The organism is Celeribacter ethanolicus (assembly GCF_002407265.1).
GTDB classification, from domain to species: domain Bacteria; phylum Pseudomonadota; class Alphaproteobacteria; order Rhodobacterales; family Rhodobacteraceae; genus Celeribacter; species Celeribacter ethanolicus.
The window spans coordinates 3,708,461-3,730,312 of sequence record NZ_CP022196.1; the positions used below are offsets into that span (position 1 = coordinate 3,708,461).

General features: G+C 61.5%; 19 protein-coding genes. 12 read left to right on the forward strand and 7 right to left on the reverse strand.

The window, feature by feature from the left end; all coding sequences use genetic code 11:
- Positions 1-7 precede the first annotated feature (7 nt).
- Positions 8-1,336, reverse strand: coding sequence for a hypothetical protein (locus CEW89_RS20950; RefSeq protein ID WP_157779919.1), 1,329 nt, complete (start codon positions 1,334-1,336; stop codon positions 8-10).
- A gap of 9 nt (positions 1,337-1,345) precedes the next feature.
- Positions 1,346-2,752 (reverse strand): 30S ribosomal protein S12 methylthiotransferase RimO, encoded by a 1,407-nt coding sequence (gene rimO, locus CEW89_RS18245; RefSeq protein WP_096806867.1) that lies wholly within the window; start codon positions 2,750-2,752, stop codon positions 1,346-1,348.
- Between the two features lie 244 nt (positions 2,753-2,996).
- Here rimO and CEW89_RS18250 point away from each other — a divergent pair, with 244 nt between their 5' ends.
- Positions 2,997-4,250 carry an OmpP1/FadL family transporter gene (locus CEW89_RS18250; protein ID WP_096806868.1) on the forward strand — a complete coding sequence of 418 codons (1,254 nt, stop codon included), beginning with the start codon at positions 2,997-2,999 and terminating at the stop codon, positions 4,248-4,250.
- A gap of 138 nt (positions 4,251-4,388) precedes the next feature.
- Positions 4,389-5,594 carry a cytochrome b/b6 domain-containing protein gene (locus CEW89_RS18255; RefSeq protein WP_096806869.1) on the forward strand — a complete coding sequence of 402 codons (1,206 nt, stop codon included), beginning with the start codon at positions 4,389-4,391 and terminating at the stop codon, positions 5,592-5,594.
- Positions 5,595-5,669: 75 nt separating this feature from the next.
- Here the strand turns inward: CEW89_RS18255 and CEW89_RS18260 are convergent, their stop codons facing one another.
- A complete protein-coding gene (locus CEW89_RS18260) occupies positions 5,670-6,242 on the reverse strand; it encodes a YceI family protein (RefSeq protein ID WP_066710457.1) in 573 nt (190 codons plus the stop codon).
- A gap of 236 nt (positions 6,243-6,478) precedes the next feature.
- A complete protein-coding gene (locus tag CEW89_RS18265) occupies positions 6,479-7,063 on the reverse strand; it encodes a GcrA family cell cycle regulator (RefSeq protein WP_066710460.1) in 585 nt (194 codons plus the stop codon).
- 212 nt (positions 7,064-7,275) lie between these two features.
- Between CEW89_RS18265 and CEW89_RS18270 the strand changes: the two genes are divergently transcribed.
- The 4 genes from CEW89_RS18270 (at position 7,276) to argF (ending at position 11,379) form a co-directional block, all read left to right on the forward strand.
- Complete coding sequence (locus CEW89_RS18270; protein WP_244906099.1) at positions 7,276-8,088, forward strand: ABC transporter permease; 813 nt, start codon at positions 7,276-7,278, stop codon at positions 8,086-8,088.
- A gap of 167 nt (positions 8,089-8,255) precedes the next feature.
- On the forward strand, positions 8,256-8,999 hold the full coding sequence (locus CEW89_RS18275; RefSeq protein WP_157779920.1) for a trypsin-like serine peptidase: 744 nt from the start codon (positions 8,256-8,258) through the stop codon (positions 8,997-8,999).
- 263 nt (positions 9,000-9,262) lie between these two features.
- Positions 9,263-10,429, forward strand: coding sequence for an aspartate aminotransferase family protein (locus CEW89_RS18280; protein ID WP_096806871.1), 1,167 nt, complete (start codon positions 9,263-9,265; stop codon positions 10,427-10,429).
- Between the two features lie 20 nt (positions 10,430-10,449).
- Complete coding sequence (argF, locus tag CEW89_RS18285; protein WP_066710466.1) at positions 10,450-11,379, forward strand: ornithine carbamoyltransferase; 930 nt, start codon at positions 10,450-10,452, stop codon at positions 11,377-11,379.
- 126 nt (positions 11,380-11,505) lie between these two features.
- On the opposite strand, the gene CEW89_RS18290 is transcribed toward argF, so the two are convergent.
- Both CEW89_RS18290 and CEW89_RS18295 read right to left on the reverse strand, forming a co-directional pair.
- Positions 11,506-12,987, reverse strand: a complete 1,482-nt coding sequence (locus tag CEW89_RS18290) for an inorganic phosphate transporter (protein ID WP_066710468.1) — start codon at positions 12,985-12,987, stop codon at positions 11,506-11,508.
- A gap of 115 nt (positions 12,988-13,102) precedes the next feature.
- The gene (locus CEW89_RS18295; RefSeq protein WP_066710470.1) at positions 13,103-13,561 is read right to left on the reverse strand and encodes an NUDIX hydrolase; all 459 of its coding nucleotides are present in this window, start codon (positions 13,559-13,561) and stop codon (positions 13,103-13,105) included.
- 189 nt (positions 13,562-13,750) lie between these two features.
- Between CEW89_RS18295 and gndA the strand changes: the two genes are divergently transcribed.
- Positions 13,751-15,172, forward strand: a complete 1,422-nt coding sequence (gene gndA, locus CEW89_RS18300; RefSeq protein WP_096806872.1) for an NADP-dependent phosphogluconate dehydrogenase — start codon at positions 13,751-13,753, stop codon at positions 15,170-15,172.
- An 82-nt stretch (positions 15,173-15,254) separates the two neighbouring features.
- Positions 15,255-16,682, forward strand: a complete 1,428-nt coding sequence (locus tag CEW89_RS18305; protein WP_096806873.1) for a TrkH family potassium uptake protein — start codon at positions 15,255-15,257, stop codon at positions 16,680-16,682.
- Between the two features lie 92 nt (positions 16,683-16,774).
- On the opposite strand, the gene hrpB is transcribed toward CEW89_RS18305, so the two are convergent.
- Positions 16,775-19,186, reverse strand: coding sequence for an ATP-dependent helicase HrpB (hrpB, locus tag CEW89_RS18310; RefSeq protein WP_096807298.1), 2,412 nt, complete (start codon positions 19,184-19,186; stop codon positions 16,775-16,777).
- Positions 19,187-19,327: 141 nt separating this feature from the next.
- On the opposite strand from hrpB, the gene meaB reads away from it, so the two are divergent.
- The 4 genes from meaB to CEW89_RS18330 all read left to right on the forward strand — a co-directional run bounded on the left by meaB (position 19,328) and on the right by CEW89_RS18330 (position 21,840).
- Positions 19,328-20,305: a methylmalonyl Co-A mutase-associated GTPase MeaB gene (gene meaB, locus CEW89_RS18315; protein ID WP_066710477.1), complete on the forward strand. Its 978-nt coding sequence runs from the start codon at positions 19,328-19,330 to the stop codon at positions 20,303-20,305.
- Between the two features lie 248 nt (positions 20,306-20,553).
- A complete protein-coding gene (gene rpmB / locus CEW89_RS18320; RefSeq protein ID WP_066710480.1) occupies positions 20,554-20,841 on the forward strand; it encodes a 50S ribosomal protein L28 in 288 nt (95 codons plus the stop codon).
- A 136-nt stretch (positions 20,842-20,977) separates the two neighbouring features.
- Positions 20,978-21,325 (forward strand): hypothetical protein, encoded by a 348-nt coding sequence (locus CEW89_RS18325; protein ID WP_066710483.1) that lies wholly within the window; start codon positions 20,978-20,980, stop codon positions 21,323-21,325.
- Between the two features lie 41 nt (positions 21,326-21,366).
- Positions 21,367-21,840 carry a copper chaperone PCu(A)C gene (locus CEW89_RS18330; protein ID WP_096806874.1) on the forward strand — a complete coding sequence of 158 codons (474 nt, stop codon included), beginning with the start codon at positions 21,367-21,369 and terminating at the stop codon, positions 21,838-21,840.
- The last annotated feature ends 12 nt before the right edge of the window (positions 21,841-21,852 follow it).

Here is a 21,852-nt window from a genome sequence, read left to right on the forward strand (position 1 = left end):
CTATCATCTATTTTGACGATGGCTGAAGGTTGCGCAAAGCGTTTACAATGAGCGGTTCGAAGCAGTCCCACATTGTTATTAAGTCATCTTCCGATGGCATTTGGCTTGTTGAATGCAAAATCCGTTGCAGGTTCTCGATAGAGACCATGGATCGTGTATCGCTAATAAGACGCATGACGTCTTCGTGAGTTTTGGGATCAATAATGGTCTTTTCTTTAAGATCGTCAGCCATAAGCCGAAGATTTTTTGCAAGAGTACCTTTATCGGACAAGTTGTTTTTCTCGCCATACTTCTTTGCAACCATTTCCAACAAAGTTCGAAGCACTACTGCAATTGAGAACTTATGTCTCTTGAGGCTGAGCTCGAACTGTAGCTGCTCCCAAGCTTGGGAAATTTTTGTTTGTCCATGTGACCACGCGAAACGATAGTTAACGTCCGACGGTATTAGGCTGGTTCTTCTTCGCTTAGTCGGGTGTGGTGGAATTGGCTGGGGTTTAGGTAAGTTTGGCAAGCTCGGCGGTGGCGGTGCAGGTTTTGGGGGTGCGCTTTTCTTGTCAGGTACCAGTCCTTCCGACCTCAAGCGCGCCAAATACTTATCAATGTCAGCAGAAATTAAAGTTTCTTTCAGAGTGAGCTTGTCATCACGCATGTCGTGAGCAAAGCGAATAAAAAGAGCGAGTGGATCGTACCCTGCAACAGTAGAAATTATTTTACGTTGATCGCCTAGGGAGATGCCAAGCTGTTCTCTACGTTTCTTAGCTTTCAAAATTCGATCGAGGGTTGATCTTTTTATTGCGGCAGCTTCGTCAGAATAGCCCCGTTCCTCTAAGAAGTTTTCAACCAACTGAGGCCATTCATAGTCTGATTTGCCTGATACTCTATTCGCGTGGATTGCCTTTTCCTTTGGCCCCCACATAAGCTGGCCTGCGCCTTTTTGTGTGCCGTTATGCCTCAAGCCAATTATTTCATCGGCAATATCTTGGTCATCCTCAACTTGACAAACGACATCTGTAGCCAAGCTTTTTTGGAAGTTTTTCTTCAGATCGCTAAAGAAATTTCGAAATTTTTGAGGAGCGCGAGCAGGATTGTGTATTAGTTTGAGACAGGTGACTCGTCGATTGCCATCTTTGACAAGAAAATTAGAGCCTTCACGGATAACGAGTGGCGCGTCGTAAATACGTCCAGCTTTCGCAATTCGGGTTGCTAAGTGCTTCATTTCGGAAGCTTTATGATCAAATAACCAACCAATTGCAGTGTCTTCGGACGGCGTCTGTCCATGGCGGTCGTTATTTGGATTAACGATTAATTTCTCAATGGCGATGTTTTCGAAATGCAAAGTGAAGCCTCAAAGTACAATCTTTCCCCAAAGATCGTATTCACCCGCTTCATCAACTTCAACAAAAACCAAATCCCCCACAGACAACCCCTCGGTCCCCTCGTCAATAAACAGGTTCCCGTCGATCTCCGGCGCGTCGGCCTTGGTGCGGCAGGTGGCGATGCCGTCCTCATCAATGTCGTCCACGATGACCTGTTGAACGGTGCCAACCTTGGCCTGCAGTTTGGCTTCGGAAATCGCCTGAGCTTTCTCCATGAACCGTTCCCAGCGGTCCTGTTTGACCTCGGGGGCGACGTGGTCGGGCAGGGCGTTGGAGCGCGCGCCGGCGACGTTTTCGTATTGGAAACAGCCGACACGGTCGAGTTGCGCCTCGTCCAGCCAGTCGAGGAGGTATTGGAATTCCGCCTCCGTCTCGCCGGGGTAGCCGACGATGAAGGTGGAGCGCAGCGTGATGTCCGGGCAGACCGCGCGCCATGCGGCAATCTCGTCGAGCACCTTCGCGGAGGCGGCTGGCCGCGCCATACGTTTGAGCGTGTCCGGGTGGCCGTGTTGGAACGGGATGTCGAGGTACGGCAGGACGGCGTTGCCTGCGTCGGCCATGAGCGGGATCAGGTCGCGCACATGGGGGTAGGGGTAGACGTAGTGGAGCCGCACCCAGAGGTCATCGGCGGCGCCCAGTTGGCCCAGTTCGCGCGCCAGATCGGTGATGTGGCTGCGCACGTCGCGATCTTTCCACGGGAAGGAGACGTATTTGCGATCAAGGCCATAGGCGGAGGTGTCCTGCGAGATCACAAGCAGTTCCTTGACGCCCGCTTCGACGAGTTTCTCGGCCTCGCGCAAGATGGCATGGACCGGGCGCGATTGCAGTTTGCCGCGCATGTCCGGGATGATGCAGAATTTGCAGGCGTGGTTGCAGCCCTCGGAAATCTTGAGATAGCTGAAATGCCGGGGCGTCAGGCTGACGCCGGTGGCGGGCAGCAGGTCGATGAACGGATCGGGCGAGGGCGGTACGGCGGCGTGGACCGCGTCGAGGACCTGCTCGTATTGATGCGGGCCGGTGACGGCCAGAACCTTCGGATGGACGCCGGTGATATATTCGGGATCGGCGCCGAGACAGCCGGTGACCAGAACCTTGCCGTTTTCCTGAAGCGCCTCGCCGATGGCCTCAAGGCTCTCGGCCTTGGCAGAATCGAGAAAGCCACAGGTGTTGACGATCACCGCATCGGCGCCGGAGTAATCCGCACTGATCTGATAGCCTTCCGCCCGGAGCCGGGTGAGAATGCGTTCGCTGTCGACCAGCGCTTTCGGACAGCCCAGAGAGACCATGCCGATGGTCGGCTGGCCGTCACGGCGGTTCGTGTCGAAGACGGGCTTCGGGGCAAGGTCGGGGCGGAGATTTGGCGGGTTCTGGCTCATGGCGGCGATATACTCCGAAAGAAAGGGTCGGGAAAGCCCCCAGAAGAGGCGGGTGTTCCTGTCGGATTTGCCGCGTCGCGGCGGAAAATTTCGTCGCCGGATCGAAAATATTCGCATAGGTTGATGGAGATCACAGACGCGTGATCCCATAATTTTTAGCACAGGCCCGCGGTGTGCGGGTTCGGGCGCGGCCGCAGCGTTTGAGGAGGCGCGGCATCACCCGAAAACCTTGGAAGGATGATAGATGTTCAGGATGGAACACACCCGTGTCGCGGGACCGGTCGTCTTGTGCCTTGCCGCCAGTATGTTGCCGCAGGAGGCCTCGGCCACGGAAGGATATTTTGCCTTGGGCTACAGCCCGGCGGCGCGGGGCGTCGCGGGGGCGGGTGTGGCCTATTCGCAGGACGCCATGTCGGGTGCGATCAACCCGGCCTCAGTGGCCAGCGTGGGGCGCGAGCTGAGTTTCGGGTTTCAGGCGTTTTCGCCGTCGCGGGGCTATACCGGCACGGGCACGGGGTTCATCGCCGATGGCGAGGTCAATTCGGGCAAGGAGTTCTTCCCGGTGCCGAACGCCGCCTATAACCTGCCGCTCGCCAATGGGGCGGTTGTGAACTTTGCCGCCTATGGCAACGGCGGGATGAATACCTCTTACCCGGATGTGAGCAATGCCAATTGCGGCGGCGGTTCCGGGGTTTATTGCGGTGGCGAGGCGGGTGTTGACCTGACCCAGCTTTTCGTCTCGGTGACCTATGCGCAGAAGATGGGCCGGTTCTCTTACGGGATCGCGCCGACGCTGGCGGTGCAGGCCTTTGACGCCAAAGGGCTTTCGCAATTTTTCAGCATGTCCGTGGATTCCTCGGCGCTCACGAACAATGGCCTGGAATTTTCCTACGGTCTGGGGCTCAGGCTCGGAATGCAATATGAGTTGAGCGATCAACTCACACTCGGGATCGCGGCGCAGACGAAATTCGACATGTCGGAATTCGACGATTACGCCGGGCTTTTCGAAGGCGGCGGGGATTTCGACATTCCGGCCTCGATCACCGTCGGTCTGGCCTATCAGCCGACGCCCGATCTGGCGCTTTTGCTCGATTACCAGAAGATTTTCTATTCGGATGTGCCGGCCGTGGGCAATGCCTCCGACGCGGGCGCGCTGGGCGCCGATGGCGGAGCGGGGTTCGGTTGGGAAGATGTCGAGGTGATCCGTCTGGGGGCCGAATGGAAATCCTCGCCCGACATGACCTGGCGGGTGGGCTACGCCCATGCGTCGAACCCGATCGGATCGGAGGACGTGAGTTTCGGCATTCTCGCGCCGGGCGTGGTGGAGGATCACTTCACCTTCGGCGGCTCGCGGCAGATCAACGCCCGCGACCGGATTGATTTCTCGATCTCCTATGTGCCGGAAAACACGGTCACCGGGCCGGTGATGTATGGCGGCACGGCGGAGCTGGAAATGAGCCAGCTTTCGGCGTCGATCGGCTGGACCCGCAGCTTCTGATCGCTGTGGCGCTGGATTTGAGAAAGCCCCTCCGGGGGCTTTCCACCTGTTCGCACAGAGTCTGTGCGGCGGATTTGGATGTGTGGGGACGGCGTATCGGCTAGGCTGCGGTAAACCGCATGCAACACAGGTCGCTTCATGCTTACCAATACAGCCACCCGCTATGGCGCGCTTGCGCGCTTTTTCCATTGGGCGATTGCCCTTTTGATCCTCACCGACATTGCTTTGGGCCTGATCGGGGAGAACACGCCGCGCACGGCAGAGACCGCCGCCGGGCTCACGACGCTTTATTCGGTGCATAAAACCATCGGTGTGGCCGTGCTCGGTCTTGCCGTGCTGCGCATCCTCTGGGCGATCACGCAGCCGAAACCCGTGCCGGTGCACCCGGAGCGCAAGGCGGAGACGTTGCTGGCCGAAGTGATCCACTGGATGCTTTATGGCGCGATTGTGATCATGCCGTTGTCGGGCTGGGTGATGCATTCCGCCGAAACCGGCTTTGCCCCGATCCTCTGGCCGTTCGGGCAGGACCTGCCGTTTGTGCCGAAATCCGAAGATGTCGCGCATATGGCGGGGGCGGTGCACGGGCTTTCGGCTTTGGTGATTTATCTCACGGTCGCGCTGCATGTCGCGGGGGCGCTGAAACATGCGGTGATCGAGAAAGACGGCGTGCTGTCCCGGATGTCGCGTGGCACAGATGCGGGTGTCGAGGGGGAGGCCCATGCCTCTGCCCTGCCGCCGGTTCTGGCCGCCGTGCTTTGGATTGCCGTTGTGGCCTTTCCCTTCGTGATGCCCGCGCCGGAACGCCCGGATGGGACCGCCGCGCCGATGGAACAGGCTCAGGTGGAACAGGCCGAGCTTGCCTCCGATCTGCCCTCATGGACGGTCGATCAGGGCAGCCTGACGATCTCCGTCAAACAGATGGGCGCGCCGGTCGAGGGCAGTTTTGCGAACTGGAGTGCCGCCATCGCCTATGACGAGGCGACGGGTACGGGCGAGGTGACGGTCACCATAGACACCACGTCGCTCACGCTCGGCTCGGTGACGCAACAGGCCATGGGGCCGGAGTTTTTCAACACGGAAACCTATGCGACCGCCACGTTCGAAGGGGAGATTTCCCGCATCGAGGGCGCATCGCATCAGGCGGTGGGGACGCTGACGCTGGTCGGGCAGGAGGTGCCGGTGACACTGGCTTTCGACCTGACGATTGACGGAGACACCGCGACGATGAGCGGGACGAGCACGCTCGATCGCCGGGACTTCGGCATGGGCGCGGGCTATGCGGATGAGGGCACCGTGGGATTTGCGGTCGAGGTCGCGACGACGCTGACGGCGGTGCGACAGTAAATTCCGGGACATTTGGATCAAAAAGAAGGCCGCCGGATCGCTCCGGCGGCCTTTTGACTGCGTGGGCGGGGCGGCTTATTCGGCCAGCATCGCTTCGATGGAAATCTCGATTTCAACCTCGTCGGAGATGTAGGGCGCATACTGACCCATGTCGAAATCGGAGCGCAGCACGGTCAGCTCGCCGTCGAAGCCGAGCCAGGGCTTGTTCATCATCGGGTGCTCGCCCTTCTGGGTCAACTCGGCCTCGATGGTGACGGATTTGGTGATGCCGTTGATGGTCAGATCGCCGGTGATCAGGCCTTCGTCTTCGTCCTCGACGGTGATCGAGGTGGATTTGAAGGAGATGGTCGGGTTCTCTTCGGCACCGAAGAAATCGCCTGTCAGGAAGTGCGCGGTGCGCTCGGCCCAGCCGGTGTAAAGGCTGTCGGTCGGGAAGGAGACTTCGACGGAAGAGTTCGCCGGATCGGCCTCGTCGAACATGATCGTGCCGTCGAAGCCGGAGAACATGCCGGTGGTGGTGGAGAAGCCGAGGTGTTCATAGGTGAAGACGATCTGGCTGTGCGAGGCGTCGAGGGCGTATTTCACCGGTTCGGCAGAAGCGGCGGTTGCGCCGAGGACGAGCGCGGAAGTCAGAAGCAGGTGTTTCATGTCAAAGCTTTCTTTGGCAGTGCGGTTTGAAGATGGCTGTAAAGCTAGCGTGCTGACCGTGAAGCTCAAATTCCGCAGCGCCAAACAGAGTCTGTGCGCAAAGAAACACGCATATGCAAAAATATGCGAATACTGTGTGGAAATCGTCTTATACAGGTTTGAAAAAAGCCGCCCCTTCGGGCGGCTTTGATCTTCAGAATAGCAATGTGGGCCTTGCCGTCGTTTCGCCGCAGGGCTCAGCGGCGACGGTCGCGGCGCGAGGACATCGGCTGGAACGCCACGCCCACATGCGCCTCGCAATAGGGTTTGCCGGGCACGGAGGGCAGGCCGCAGAACCAGAAATCGTCAGTCGCCGGATCGCCGATCGGCCATTTGCAGGTCTTTTCGGTGAGTTCCATGACGGAGATCCGCTTGGCTTTCTTCTCGACCTCAGTGACCTTGGCCAGAGCTTCGGCGGGTATCTCGTTGGTTGAGGGTTGCGGCGGCAGGGGCTGACCGGCGGGGATGATCTGGCGACGGGCGGGCACGGCGGGTTTCGGCGTGGCCTCTGCCATTTCGGTCTGCGCGGCCGGTTGCGGCGCAGGTTTCGGCTTGGCCTCCACCTTGGGTTTGACCGCAGGCTTCGCTTTCGGTTGGGCGGCGGCAGGTTTGGCAGCGGGCGTTGCACTGGCGCCAGCGCGGTTCGACAGGCCGAGACGATGCACCTTGCCGATCACGGCGTTGCGCGTCACGCCACCAAGTTCCTTGGCGATCTGCGAGGCGGATTGACCCTCGCCCCACATTTTCTTCAACAGTTCGACGCGCTCATCGGTCCAGGACATGGTTCTTCCTTCGGTTGTCATCGGGCCTGTGGTTGTCTTAGGTGCGGCCCCGCACCACGCATAAGATCACAAAAACGATCCTGCACAGGGGTTTTGCAGTGCAGGACGCTTGAGATTTCTGTCTGCCCCCTATTTTAAACACGGCGCTTGCGGTTACAAGCGGGCGCGCGGGGAAAACCGCAGACAGGGGTCTATAGCAGGAGAGCGCGGCAATGGAAATGGCTCAAAATGAGGTGCAGATGGGCGTTCGGCGGTTTGGCCGGGTCAACTGGCTTGGACTTTACACGCTGATCGGGCGGGAGATCTCGCGCTTTCTCGCGGTCTGGACACAGACGCTCCTGGCACCTCTGGTGACCGCCGGGCTGTTCCTGACGATCTTCACGCTGGCCATCGGCCCGTCGCGCGGCGATGTCATGGGCGTGCCCTTCGTGCATTTCCTGGCTCCCGGCATCCTCACTATGACGGTGATCCAGAACGCCTTTGCCAACACCTCCTCCTCGATCATGATTTCGAAGGTGCAGGGCAATATCGTCGACACGCTGATGCCGCCTCTGGCGCCGTTCGAACTTGTGATCGGCTATCTGTCGGGCGGGGTGGCGCGCGGCATGTTTGTGGCGATCGCGATCTGGGTCGTGATGGCGGTGTTCGTCGGTCTGCCGCTGCATCATCCGCTGTTTGCCATCGCCTTCGTGGTGCTGGGCGCGCTGTTCATCGGCGGTCTGGGCGTTCTTGCGGGCATCGTCAGTCAGAAATTCGACCATATGGCGGCGATCACCAACTTCATCATCACGCCCTTGTCCTTTCTGTCGGGCACGTTCTACTCGGTCGAGACCCTGCCGCAATGGTTCAAGGTGCTGACCCATCTGAACCCGGTGTTCTATCTGATCGACGGGGTGAGATACGGCATCATCGGCACCTCGGACAGCTCGCCCTGGATCGGGCTTGCGGTGATGAGCGGGGTGACCGCCGTGGTGGTGTTCATCGATTGGCAGTTCTTCAAACGCGGTACGAAGCTGAAATCCTGACGTGAAAATCGCAGAGGAATGCCGGGCGGCCCCATTGTCGCCGGATTTCCCGGCTATCGACCCCGGTAAGTCTCAACTTGCCGGGGTTTTCGATGAGTCTCAGCGCGCGTTTCCTGTCTCTCTTTGTTCTCTGTTGCGTGCCGTTTGCGATGCGGGCGGAAGAGATCTTGCCCGCGAGCGCAGAACGGATTGGCTGGGAAGGTGTTGGACGGCTTGAGATGGCGGGGGAGGGCACCTGCACAGGGGCATTGATTGCACCGGATCTGGTACTGACCGCCGCGCATTGCGTGATGGATGCGGAAAACACGCCGCTTGCGCCGGAGAAGATCACGTTTCGCGCCGGGCTTCGGGAGGAGCGCCATGTCGCCGCCTCGCGCGGGGCCGCGGTGGCGGTGATGCCGGGATTCGAGACGGCGGAGCGGGAGACGGGCGACCACCTGCGGCGCGATGTGGCGCTGGTCAAGCTGGCCTCGCCGATCCCTGCGGCGCTGGCCAGGCCTTACGCGCTGCATGGGCCGTCGGGGCCGGAGGGCGATCTGACGGTCGCCTCCTATGGTCAGCCGCAGAATGACGTCATGACCATTCAGCGCGCCTGTCATCTTCTGGATGCGTCTCAGGGGCTTTATGCCTTTGATTGCTATATCAATTACGGGTCGTCCGGCGCGCCGGTCTTTGCGGAGGATCAGGGCCGTCTGGCGATTGTCTCGCTCGTGTCCTCCATGGGAGAGGCGGGCGGCAGGCGGGTCGGCTATGGCATGTCGCTTTCAGGGAAAGTTGAGGCGCTCAAGCGGCAGCTTGCGCTTGGGGTGCCGTCATCGGAGGTAAAAGCCGCAGTGGTCAAGCGTATCACGGTCGGCGGCGGAACCTCCTCGCGTGCGGTTGGCAATTCGAAATTCCTTTCGGCGGAGTGAGGGGTGCTGCCGCAAATTTCCTTTGACAGTGCGGGCGGTTTGATCGAAAAGCGCGTCATGAACATGACCCGCGCATATGCTACCGGTAGCCGACGTCGACGCTGAAGCGTCCCTGACGTCCGTTCATCCGTGCCCGAGGCGTGATCCGCGTGGCACAAACCGCGCCAAACCGGCGCAATCCCTTAAAAAATATCCCCCAACCGTTGACAGGCCCGCTGGCTTTCGCCACCCATGAGGCCTCTCTTTTCCAGAGGAACCACACGATGATCTCTTCCGTTCTGCCGACCTACAACCGGGCTCCGCTGTCCTTCGTCAAAGGCGAAGGCTCCTGGCTTATCGAGGCGGACGGGCGCCGTTTTCTCGATCTCGGCGCGGGCATCGCGGTGAACACGCTGGGCCACGCCAACCCGGAGTTGGCGCAGGTGCTCAAGGATCAGGCGGACACGCTGTGGCATGTCTCGAACCTCTACAAGATCCCGGCGCAGGAGGCTCTGGCCGACAAGCTGACCGAGCTGACCTTTGCCGACACCTGTTTCTTTACCAACTCCGGCACCGAGGCCGCCGAGCTGGCGATCAAGATGGCGCGCAAATACTGGTACGAGAAAGGCCAGCCGGAAAAGATCGAAGTGATCTCTTTCGAGGGCTGTTTCCATGGCCGTTCGACAGGCGCGATTGCGGCCTCTGGAACCGACAAGATGGTCAAGGGCTTTGGCCCGCTGATGCCGGGTTTTGTCCATCTGCCGTTCGGCGACTGGGAAGCCGTGGCCGATCACGTCACCGACAAGACGGCGGCGATCCTGATCGAGCCGGTGCAGGGCGAAGGCGGCATCCGCGTGGTGCCCGACGAGGCGCTGAAATTGCTGCGCAGGATTTGCGAGGAGAAGGGCGCTCTGCTGATTTTCGACGAGGTGCAATGCGGGATCGCGCGCACGGGGCGGCTGTTCGCCCATGAATATGCGGGGGTGACGCCGGACATCATGATGATTGCCAAGGGCATCGGCGGCGGCTTTCCGCTGGGCGCGGTTCTGGCGACCGAAGAGGCGGCATCGGGCATGACCGCTGGCACGCACGGCTCGACCTATGGCGGCAACCCGCTGGGCTGTGCCATCGGGCTCAAGGTGCTGTCGATCGTTTCCGATCCGGCGTTTCTGGCCGAGGTGAACCGCAAGGCGGGGCTGATGCGGCAAAAGCTCGAAGAGCTGGTGGCAGCTCATCCCGACGTGTTTGAAGCCGTCCGTGGCGAAGGCCTGATGCTCGGCCTCAAATGCAAAATCGCGCCTGCCGATCTGGTGGGCAAAGGCTATGAGCAGGGGGTCCTGACCGTGCCCGCCGCCGACAATGTGGTGCGGCTGTTGCCCGCGCTCAATATCACCGACGAAGAGATTGCCGAGGCCGTATCGCGGATTGATGCCGCCGCCAGTGCGCTCTGACAGACGAAGAGAACAGACCTATGAACCACTTCCTCGACATTCACAAAACCTCAGCACAGGATCTGCACCGGATCATCGAGACCGCGAAACTGACCAAGAACGCGCGTCACGACAAACCGAAAGCCGCGCTTGATGCGGAGCAGCCGCTCAAAGACAAAATGGTCGCGCTGATTTTCGAGAAACCCTCGACCCGGACGCGCGTGTCCTTTGATGTCGGCGTGCGCCAGATGGGCGGCCAGACCATGGTGCTTTCGGGCGCCGATATGCAGCTTGGCCATGGTGAAACCATCGCCGACACCGCGCGGGTTTTATCGCGCTACGTGGACATGATCATGATCCGGACTTTCGAGGAGCAGACGCTCTTGGAGATGGCGGAATATGCTTCCGTGCCGGTGATCAACGGTCTGACGAACCGCACCCATCCCTGCCAGATCATGGCCGACATCCTGACGTATGAGGAGCATCGCGGTTCGATCAAGGGCAAGAAAGTCGTCTGGCTCGGTGATGGCAACAATGTCTGCGCGTCCTTCCTCCATGCCGCCGGTCAGTTCGGCTTTGACATGACCTTCGCAGGTCCTGAGCCGCTCGATCCGGAAATGGGCTTTGTCGAGGAGGCGCGGGCGAAAGGCTCGAATGTCTCGATCACCCGCAGTGCCGAAGAGGCGGTTGCGGGCGCCGATCTCGTGGTGACGGATACCTGGGTGTCGATGCACGATCCGGCCTCGGCGCGGGAACGCCGTCACAACCAGCTTCGGCCCTACCGGGTGGATCGGCGTCTGATGGGGCTCGCGAAGCCCGATGCTCTGTTCATGCATTGCCTTCCGGCGCACCGGGGCGATGAGGTGACGAATTCGGTGATGGATGGTCCGCAATCGGTGATTTTCGACGAAGCGGAGAACCGTCTGCACGCCCAGAAGGCGATTATGCGGTGGTGTGTCGAGGGCAAATGACAAGGGCTCCGGAGGAGCCTTTGGTCCGAGATGCGGGCAGAGCCCTAACGGGGGGCTGGTCTTCCGGTCTTCACATATGAAAAAGGGCACCCGATGCGGTGCCCTTTTTCATTGTTCGGAGAGGTGTCAGTTTGCCAGATGCGCCAGGAACCAGAACACCACGGCGGACATCGTGGCGGCGGCGGGGACGGTGATGATCCAGGCGGCGACGATGGTCATGAAATGGCTGCGGCGCACGAGTTTGCGGCGGTGACGTTCCTCGGCGGCGATGCGGGTGATCTTCTTGGAGCGCGCGGTCTCGTCGAGGCGCTTCTCGTGATACCACTCGCGGAAAAAGCCGACGCCGAACACGCCCCCCACGGCGATATGGGTAGAGGAGACCGGCAGGCCGAGCCAGCTTGCGAGGATCACGGTGATGGCGGCGGAGAGCGCCACGCAATAGGCGCGCATCGGGTTCAGTTTGGTGATCTGGCTGCCGACCATGCGGATGAGTTTCGGGCCGAAGAGGATGAGGCCGAAGGAAATCCCCAGCGCGCCGATCACCATGACCCAATGCGGGATATTGACGCTGCCGGCAAAGCCGCCCTCGGCATTGGCATGGACGATGGCGGCCAGAGGGCCGACGGCATTCGCGACATCGTTGGCGCCATGGGCAAAGGACAGCAGTGCGGCGGAGATCACCAGCGGCAGGCCGAACAGCGCTTTGAGCGATTTGTTGCGGTTTTCGAGCCCCTGGGACTGTCGCCGGATCAGCGGCGCGGAGCCGACATAGGACAGCGCGCCCACGGCGAGACCAATGAGCAAAGCGGTCAGCAGGTCGATATGGACGATCTTTTTCAGGCCCTTGATCGCCAGATAGGTGGCAAACGTACCCATCATGATGCCGATCAACACCGGCACCCAGACGCGGGCGGCGGCGATCTTGTCGTCTTTGTAGATGATGCGCGCCTTGATGAACCACAGGAACCCGGCGGCGATTACACCGCCCAAGAGCGGCGAGATGACCCAGCTTGCGGCAATTGCGCCGATCGAGCCCCAGTTGACGGTGCCGAAACCCGCCGCCGCGATGCCCGCGCCCATGACGCCGCCGACGACGGCATGGGTGGTGGAGACGGGCGCGCCGATCCATGTGGCGAGATTGACCCAGAGGGCGGAGGACAGGAGCGCGGCCATCATCGCCCAGATGAAAATCCGGGTGTCGGCCATGGCGGCCGGGTCGATGATGCCCTTGGAGATCGTGGAAACCACGTCGCCACCTGCGAGAAGCGCGCCTGCGCTTTCGAACAGGGCGGCGATGACGATGGCCCCGCCCATGGTCAGCGCATTGGCGCCGACCGCAGGTCCCATGTTGTTCGCGACATCGTTGGCGCCGATGTTGATCGCCATATAGGCGCCCAGAGCGGCGGCGGCGATCACCACGGCGGAGCCCGGTTGACCGCCGAACAGGAAGGCGGCGAGAAGCCCTGCGACGATGATGAAGGCCAGCGCCACACCGAGCCCCACCATCGGACGGGCGATGTGAAAGGTGGCGGACTCGAACTGGGTGATCCGGTTCAGGTCCTTGTCCAGCGTATTCCACTGTTTTCCGTGATCTTCCGTTTCCGACATCGGCGCTCCGCTTTGTCATAAAACCGTTACAGGCGGCGCAGCGCTACCGTGCCCGGCCTTGCATTGCAAGCCTTTCGGAACGCGACGTGACGAAGATGTGCCGGGAAGGACCGGATCAGAAGCCGAGCAGAAGGTCGCGCAATTCCGGTTCGTCGACCAGGGCGGCGGCCTGTTTCGGACTCATCCAACTGCGTTTGCGCTGGCCTTTTTCGGGGAAATCGCCTTCGAGATGGTCGACCTCGATCGGATAGACCGTGGCCTCCACTGGTGCGGGCAGGCCGTTGTCGAGTTTCTTGATGTAATGGTAAAGACCCACAGGCTGACGCTTCACTCGTGCGGGTTTGACACCGGCCTCTTCCCAGGCCTCCTGCGCCGCGGTTCCGGCGCCGTCGAGACCGTCGATCGGCCAGCCTTTCGGGATGATCCAGCGCCCGGTGTCACGCGAGGTGATCAAAAGCACTTCCTTGCCCTTCTTGCCCTTGCGCCAGCACAGGGCGGCCGATTGCACGCGGTCGGGCCGGCGCAGCAGAGGGTCGAAGACTCCTGTCCAAGCGGATTTGAGCAAAGTTGCCATGGGATGAGTTTGTGCCTGTTATGTCTATATTGCGTATATACATAGGGCGGGATTTCCGGAAATGCAAGTTTTCTTGGGGAAATGCTTGTCGCAAAGCCGGTTTGCCATATCTTTGAGCGGAAACAAGGCCGCGCGTTTCACCGCAGTGTGCGTGGTGTTTCACCTGACAAAAGAAGGAGTTGCCCGAATATGTCTCAGGCTCGGATCGGTCTTGTCGGCCTCGGCGTCATGGGCGCCAATCTTTCGCTCAATATCGCCGAAAACGGTTTTCCCGTCGCCGTGTTCAACCGCACCGGCTCGGTCACAGACGCTTTCGTGGCCTCGGCGGGCGATCTCGCGGAGCGGCTCGTTCCGGCCAAGTCCTATGAGGCGCTGGTCGCGTCGCTGAGCCGCCCGCGCGCGGTGATCATCATGGTCAAGGCGGGTGGGCCGGTCGATGCGGTGATCGACGCGCTTGTGCCGCTGATGGCGCCGGGAGACATGATCATTGATGCGGGCAATGCCGATTTCCACGACACGCGCCGCCGGGAGGCCGCTCTGCGGGACAAGGGGCTCAGCTTCATCGGCATGGGGGTGTCGGGTGGTGAAGAGGGGGCGCGGCAAGGGCCGTCGATCATGGTCGGCGGCAATCCGGAGAGCTATGCGGTGATCCGCGACATCATCGAGGCAATTGCCGCCAAACATGAGGGCGTTCCCTGTGCCGCGTATTTCGGGCCGGATGGCGCAGGGCATTTCGTCAAGACCGTGCATAATGGCATCGAATATGCCGATATGCAGATGATCGCCGAGGTCTATGGCATCCTGCGCGACGGGGCCGGACGTGCGCCTGCCGAGATCGGCACGCTGTTTGCGGCGTGGAACGAGGGGCCGCTCAACTCCTATCTTGTAGACATTTCGTCCCGTGTGCTCGGCACCCTTGATCCCAAAACGGGCCAGCCGATCGTCGATGTGATCGTCGATAAGGCCGGGCAGAAAGGCACCGGGCGCTGGACCGCGATCGAAGCGCTCAGGCTGGGGCAGTCGCCGTCCGCGATCGAGGCCGCGGTGGCCGCGCGGTCCTGGTCGGCGGAGAAGGCTACGCGGCAGGCGGGTAAGGCGTTGTTCGGAGATCTGGGCTCCGAGGCCTTGCCGATCCCATCGGAGGCGGATCTCGAGCGCGCGCTTCTGGCCGCGAAGATCATTGCCTACGATCAGGGATTTAAAATCCTGGCCGCGGCGTCCGCCGAATATGACTGGGCGCTCGATCTGGCCAGTGCGGCGGAGGTCTGGCGCGAAGGCTGCATCATCCGTTCGGCTCTGCTCGACGATATGGCTTCCGCGATCCGAGAAGGCCTGCCGCAGGGCCAGTTGATCTTTGCGCCGCGTTTCGCCGGGCTGATCCGCGACGGTGCCACAGCTCTGCGTCGCACGGTGGCCTATGCCGCTTCCGCGGGGGTGCCGGTGCCGGCCTTTGCCAATGCGCTGGCCTATTTCGACACGATGCGACAGGGGCGCGGCACCTCCGATCTCATCCAGGCGCAGCGAGATTTCTTCGGGGCGCACGGGTTCGAACGCACCGATGGGGGCGAAGGGCAGCACGGGCCATGGGCCGGCAGCGTGGCACATAGCTGAAGAGACCCGCCCCTTGCGCGGGGGCGGGGTTTTGTGATTTCTCATCCCCATGCCCGACTCCCCGGGTGAGAGAGCGATGCGCATGAGTTTCGTCTTCTTCATCAACGGTCTGGTGATGGTCTTCTTCGCCGCCCTCATGGGGGTCGTTGCGCTGCTCTTTCCAGATACCTCGAAGATGTTCGGGGAGGCCGCGCTTTTGACCGGCTTTATGGGGGGTACGCTTGCGATGGCCTCTTCGCCGCGCACCGAAGGCCTGCGCCCGTTGCACACCTTTTTGTTGACCTCCTCGGTCTGGATGGTGGCTGCACTCTGCGGCGCGCTGCCGCTTTATGCCTATGACCTGTCGCTCGCCGATGCGTTTTTTGAGGCGATGTCGGGGATCACGACCACCGGCTCTACCGTTATGTCCGGGCTCGATGAGACCCCGCGCGGCATCATCCTATGGCGGGCGATGCTTCAGGCGGTTGGGGGCGTCGGCTTCATCGTCACCGGGATTGCGCTTTTGCCGATCCTCAAGGTCGGTGGCATGCAGCTTTTCCGTTCGGAAAGTTCGGAGACCGGCGAGCGCGAGTTGCGCAACGCCACGATGTTCGCCTCCGCCACCTTGCAGATTTACTTCGCTCTGATCGTGATTTGCGGGCTGCTCTATTTCGTTGGCGGCATGTCGCCCTTCGATGCGGTCACCCATGCGATGACCACGCTGTCGACGGGCGGCTATTCCGGTTACGACGCCTCTTTCGGGCATTTCGACAGCGCCTTTCTGCAATGGACCTGCACGCTGTTCATGCTCTTCGGGGCCTTGCCGTTTTCCTGGTATATCAGAGGGTTGCGGCATGGGCGCTGGAAGTCCGAACAGGTCACGGCCATGCTCGTCTCGCTCGCGGTGAGCATCGGGGCGCTGTCGCTCTGGCTGATGATCACGCGGGGCGAGGGGCTGTTTGATGCGCTGCGGCTGGTGGCGTTCAACGTGATTTCCGTGGTTACGACAACCGGCTATGCGACCACGGATTACACGCTCTGGGGACCGTTCGCGGTGGTGGCGTTCTTTGTCCTGACGGCGGCGGGCGGCGCCACCGGATCGACGGCGGGCGGGGCCAAGGCGATGCGCTGGCTCGTCGCCTTTCGCGCGCTCAAGGCACAGATCCGGCAAAGCTATGCGCCCCACCGGGTCACGTTCGTGAAATACGAAGATCGTCCCGTGGCCCCGGATGCGCTTTCGGGCGTGATCGCCTTTTTCGTGCTCTATGCGGCCACCTTCGGGGTGATGGCTTCGCTTTTGAGCTTCTTCGGGCTCGATATGTCCACCGCGACATCGGGGGCGCTGACCGCGCTTGCCAATGTCGGTCCGGGGGTCGGCGACATCATCGGTCCGGCGGGCAATTTCGCGACGCTGAACACGCCGTCGAAGCTGGTGCTGACCTTTGGCATGTATCTCGGGCGGCTGGAGATGGCGACGGTCTACGCGCTCTTCGCGCCGCTGTTCTGGCGGGAGTTGATGACGGCGCGATAACTCTTAACCGCTCGTCATACAGCGCCCTAAATAGGTTAAAACGCTGTCACATTTGTCCCGCGAAGACTGTCACGATCTTTAACAAATGGTTTTCACGTTCCGCGGGGTTTGGCCCGCAGCGTTGGATTGGCCTCGGTCGGGTCCTCGGGCCAGGGGTGCTTTGGGTAGCGCCCGCGCATGTCCTTGCGCACATCGGCATAGGAGGTTTTCCAGAAGTTCGGCAGGTCCATCGTGACCTGAACCGGGCGATGCGCGGGGGACGTCAGGACCACTTTCAACGGCACGCGTTTCGGGCCGACGGTTGGGTGCACTGTGGTGCCGAAAAACTCCTGCAACCGCCCGGTGACTTCGGGATGTTCGCCCGAATAATCAATCGGCAACCTACGCCCGACGGGGCTTTCAAACGCGCTGGGAACCTCCCGGTCGAGCCGTTGCATCTGATCCCAGTCGAGCATGCCCCGCAGCGCCTCGGTGATGTCGAGAGCGCGGAGCTGGGCCTCGGTTTTTGCGCCCTTGAGGTAGGGCAGAAGCCAGTCTTCGAGATGATCCAATAGAGCGGCGTCGGTCATGTCGGGGTAATCCGCCCCCATCAGCGCGACACGGGCGGCAAAGCGGCGTGCGGCATCGGTCCAGGGCAGGCCGATCTGGCGCAGACCGACCAGCGCCCCGCGCGCGATGGCCTCCGGGGGGGCGTCTTTCCATTGCCGGTCGTCCAACACCAGCGCGCCGAACATCTCGCGCCTGCGCGCGACCACGCGTTTTTCGCGCCTGTCCCAGTCGCAGACCTCGACCCATGCAATCTGATCGCCGTAGAGGCCGCGCAGTTCGCTTTCGCTGATCTGGGCGGCCTGCCGGATTTTGGCATCCCGCGCTGCGCCGTCCGTGTCGGTGACAACAATGAGCCGGGTGGAAGCCAGATCGTCATGCTCCGCCATCACCGCGCCCTTGCCGCCGGACAGAAGATAGCGCGGCTGATCGCCGGGACGGCGCAGCCCGATCCGGTCGGGGTAGGCGAGCGCGGCCATTTCACCAAGGTTCATGGGCGCGGTTTGTGGCAGGCCCTGCCTGAGGCGTTTGGCCTCCTGTTTGACGCGTTCGATCACGCCACGGTCGGCGGCATTGCCGGGAGACGTGAGCGCCCGCATGCGCAGGGACAGATCCGCGCCTGCCCCCCGCAAAGGATCGCGTTCGTTCAACAGTGCGGCCAGTTCGGCGGCCTGTGTCCCCGCGATTTGTAGCATATGTGCAAGTCTTGGGTGTAGCGGTTTCGCCGCCAAAGCTTTGCCATGGGCTGTGATCCGACCTTCGACGTCGAGCGCGCCAAGGCTGTGAAGCAGGGCGCGCGCTTCCGCCAGAGGTCCGGCGGGGGGCGGCGTGAGGAAGGCGAGATCCGTCTCGGCGGCCCCCCAGAGCGCGAGTTCCAAAGCCAGGCTGGTAAGGTCGGCCGTCTCGATCTCTGCGGGGGCGAAGGCGGGCAGGGCGCCTTCTTCGCCTTTGGTCCAGAGCCGGTAACAGACCCCTTCGGAGACCCGGCCCGCACGGCCCCGGCGCTGTTCGGCTTCGGCACGGGAGACCCGCTCGGTCACGAGGCGCGACATGCCCGAGGCCGGATCGAACAGCGCCCGGCGGGCCCGGCCCGCGTCGACGACGATGCGGACATCCTCAATGGTCAGAGAAGTCTCGGCAATCGAGGTCGCCAGTACGATCTTGCGGCCCTCTCGGGCGGGGGCGATGGCGGCGCGCTGATCGGCGAATTTCATCGCGCCGAACAGTTGGTGGAGTGTGCAGTCGGAGGGGATTTTCCCCTCCAGGAGCGCCTGAACCCGGCGAATTTCGCCTTCGCCTGGCAAGAACACAAGCGCGGAGCCCGGCGCCTCCGCAATGGCGCGGAGCGTCAGATCGGCCACCGCCTGTTCCAGCCGCTGCATCTTGGGAACGGGCGCGTCGAGCCAACGGGTCTCGACCGGATAGGCCCGCCCCTCCGAGCGCACCACAGGGGCATCGTCCAGCAGCGCCGCCACCGGATCTGCGTCAAGGGTCGCAGACATGACAATCAGCACAAGGTCGTCGCGCAGCGCCTGCCGCACCTCCCAGGTGAGCGCCAGCCCGAAATCCGCGTTCAGGCTACGTTCGTGGAATTCGTCAAATATGACCGCCCCGATCCCGGTCAATTCCGGGTCGGCTTGTAGTATGCGTGTGAGTATTCCCTCGGTCACCACCTCGATGCGCGTGGCCTTCGAGATCTTCGCCTCGCCTCGAATGCGGTAGCCGACGGTCTCGCCCGCGCGCTCGCCCAGTGTCTCCGCCATGCGTTCGGCGGCGGAGCGCGCGGCGAGGCGGCGCGGCTCCAACATCACGATCCTGCCGGTCACCACGGGCAAAAGCGCCAGAGGCACGCGGGTGGTTTTCCCGGCTCCCGGCGGGGCCATGAGCACGGCGCGACCCTCCGCTTTTACAGCGGCGGTCAAGTCGCCCAGCACGTCGTCGATCGGCAATCTATCCATGGCGGTCTTATCGGCGATCTGCGGGGGCGTGAAAAGCACCCCGTTTCCTTTGCTGTCGCAAATACTCATCCCTTTGTGCCACACTGGACACCAAGGCCGGAAATGTGCAAGTCAAAGGCCAAAGCGACAGGGAGGCCCGAGATGGAGATCAGCACATTAGCCGAACAGGTGATTGCCGGAAACCGTCGCGCTCTGGCCCGTGCCATCACGCTGGTTGAAAGCGCGCGGGAAGATCACCGGGCGAAGGCGATCACGTTGATGGAAGAGATCGGCAAGTGCGGGCGTCAGGCGCTGCGGCTCGGGTTGTCGGGGACGCCGGGGGTGGGCAAGTCCACCTTTATCGAAAGCTTTGGCATGATGCTGATCAAAGAGGGGCTGAAGGTGGCGGTTCTGGCCGTCGATCCGTCGTCCTCGCGCTCTGGCGGCTCGATCCTTGGCGACAAGACGCGGATGGAATTGCTGTCACGGGAAAAGAACGCCTTTATCCGGCCCTCGCCCTCGCAATCCGAACTTGGCGGCGTGGCGCGGCGCACGCGGGAGGCTGTGGCGCTTTGCGAGGCGGCGGGCTACGATTTGATCCTGATCGAGACCGTGGGGGTGGGGCAGTCGGAGACGGTGGTGTCCGAGATGTCCGATCTGTTCCTGCTGCTCTTGGCGCCAGCGGGCGGCGACGAGTTGCAAGGCGTTAAACGTGGCATCATGGAAATGGCCGATCTGATTTTGGTGAACAAGGCCGACGGTGATCTCAAACCCGCGGCGCAACGCACCTGCGCCGATTATGCGGGGGCGCTCCGGCTGATCCGCAAACGTCCGCAGGACCCGATGGATTTTCCCAAGGCGATGACGGTTTCCGCAATCGAAGAGAAGGGCTTGCAAGAGGCCTGGGGCGAGATGAACATGCTCATTGACTGGCGGCGTGAGAACGGGTTCTTCGACAAGCGTCGGTCGGAACAGGCCGAGTACTGGTTTGCGCAGGACATTCGTCACGGGCTTTTGTCGCAGCTTGAGAAAGAACCTTTGAAGTCGATGATCTCCGGGCTGGCGAGCAAGGTCGCCAGAGGGGAGATCACGCCGGGCCATGCGGCTGCGGATGTCCTGACAGCTTTGCGCGGGCATTGAAGCCGGTTCGGTTCGGGAAGAGGCTTGACGATTCTCCCCGGATCGCCTATGCACCGCAAACTGAATTTTGGGCGCGGCTTGATAGCTGTGTCATTTTCTGTTGGAAATCGGTCTTTCCCCGTGTTTCACGCCGCTTTTCGGACTTGCGTCCGGGGCGGGGGCGCGTAAAAGAGGGCCGAATAAGACAGAAACGAGTCTTTTAAACTGCGAGAGCTTTTGCTTTCGAAAGTAGAAACGAGGATGAACCCATGTCGCGTCGTTGCGAACTGACCGGTAAAGGCCCGATGACTGGCAACAATGTCAGCCACGCCAAAAACAGAACCCGCCGCCGTTTCCTTCCGAACCTCAACGATGTGACGCTGATTTCGGAAACCCTCGGCCGCTCCTTCAAGCTGCGCATCTCTGCGTCGGCTCTGCGCTCCGTCGACCACCGCGGTGGTCTCGACGCCTTCCTCGCGAAAGCCCGCGACGAAGAGCTGTCCGACAACGCGCTGAAAATCAAGAAAGACATCGCGAAGGCCCAAGCAGCCGCTTAAGCCTTTCTGCGAGATCCTTTCGGATTTTCCCAAAGATTGAACCCCGTGAGTTTTACCTCGCGGGGTTTTCTTGTCTCTTGACCACGGCGATTTGTCCCCTTTTCTTTCGGGAGCGGATCGCTAAAGTGCTTCCACTATGCGCATCACCCGCACGATAAAGGCCGTTCTGGTCGCGTTTCTGCTCATCGTCACGTCCCAGTCCATGGCCGTGGCGCGGGGCACCATGCGCGATGCGACGGGTGCGGTGGTGCTTTGCACCGGCACGGGACCGATTACCGTGCTCACGGACGCAGATGGTCAGCCGATCGGCCCGAGTCACATTTGTCCCGACTGTGCTCTGAGCGTGATCGCGGGTCTGGCGGATGCATTCGACCTGCAACCGCCTGTGCAGCATATGCTGCGCTTCTCGCCCCCGACCTTTGCCGCCCGTGGTCATGACACGGTCCCGCCCCACGCCTGTGCCCGCGCCCCGCCTTTGGTCTGATACCCCCTTCGTTTCAAAGACCTACGACCAAAGGACCGCACATGTTCAAAACCACCCTTCTGGCCGGGCTTGCCGCCTCCGCCTTCGCATTGCCCGCCTTCGCCGACATCAATATCGTCGATCCCTTCGCCCGATCCTCGGGCATGATGGCCCGCGCAGGTGCCGCCTTCTTCATCATCGAAAACACCGGTGATGAGGCTGATCGCCTGATTGATGCAAAATCCGATATTTCCAAGATCACTGAGCTGCACACCCATAAGGACATGGGCGACGGCATCATGAAAATGGTCCATGTGCCCGAGGGCTTCGAGATCCCGGCCCATGGCACCCATGCTCTGGCCCGCGGCGGCGACCACGTCATGTTCATGGGGCTGTTGCAACCGATGAATCAGGGCGACACCGTGACCGTGACCCTGACCTTCGAGAAGGCCGGGGACATTACTGTTGAAATCCCCGTAGATCTGGAGCGCGGCGAGGCGGCCATGCCGATGGATCACAGCAAGATGGGCAACTGATCCGGCTCAGTT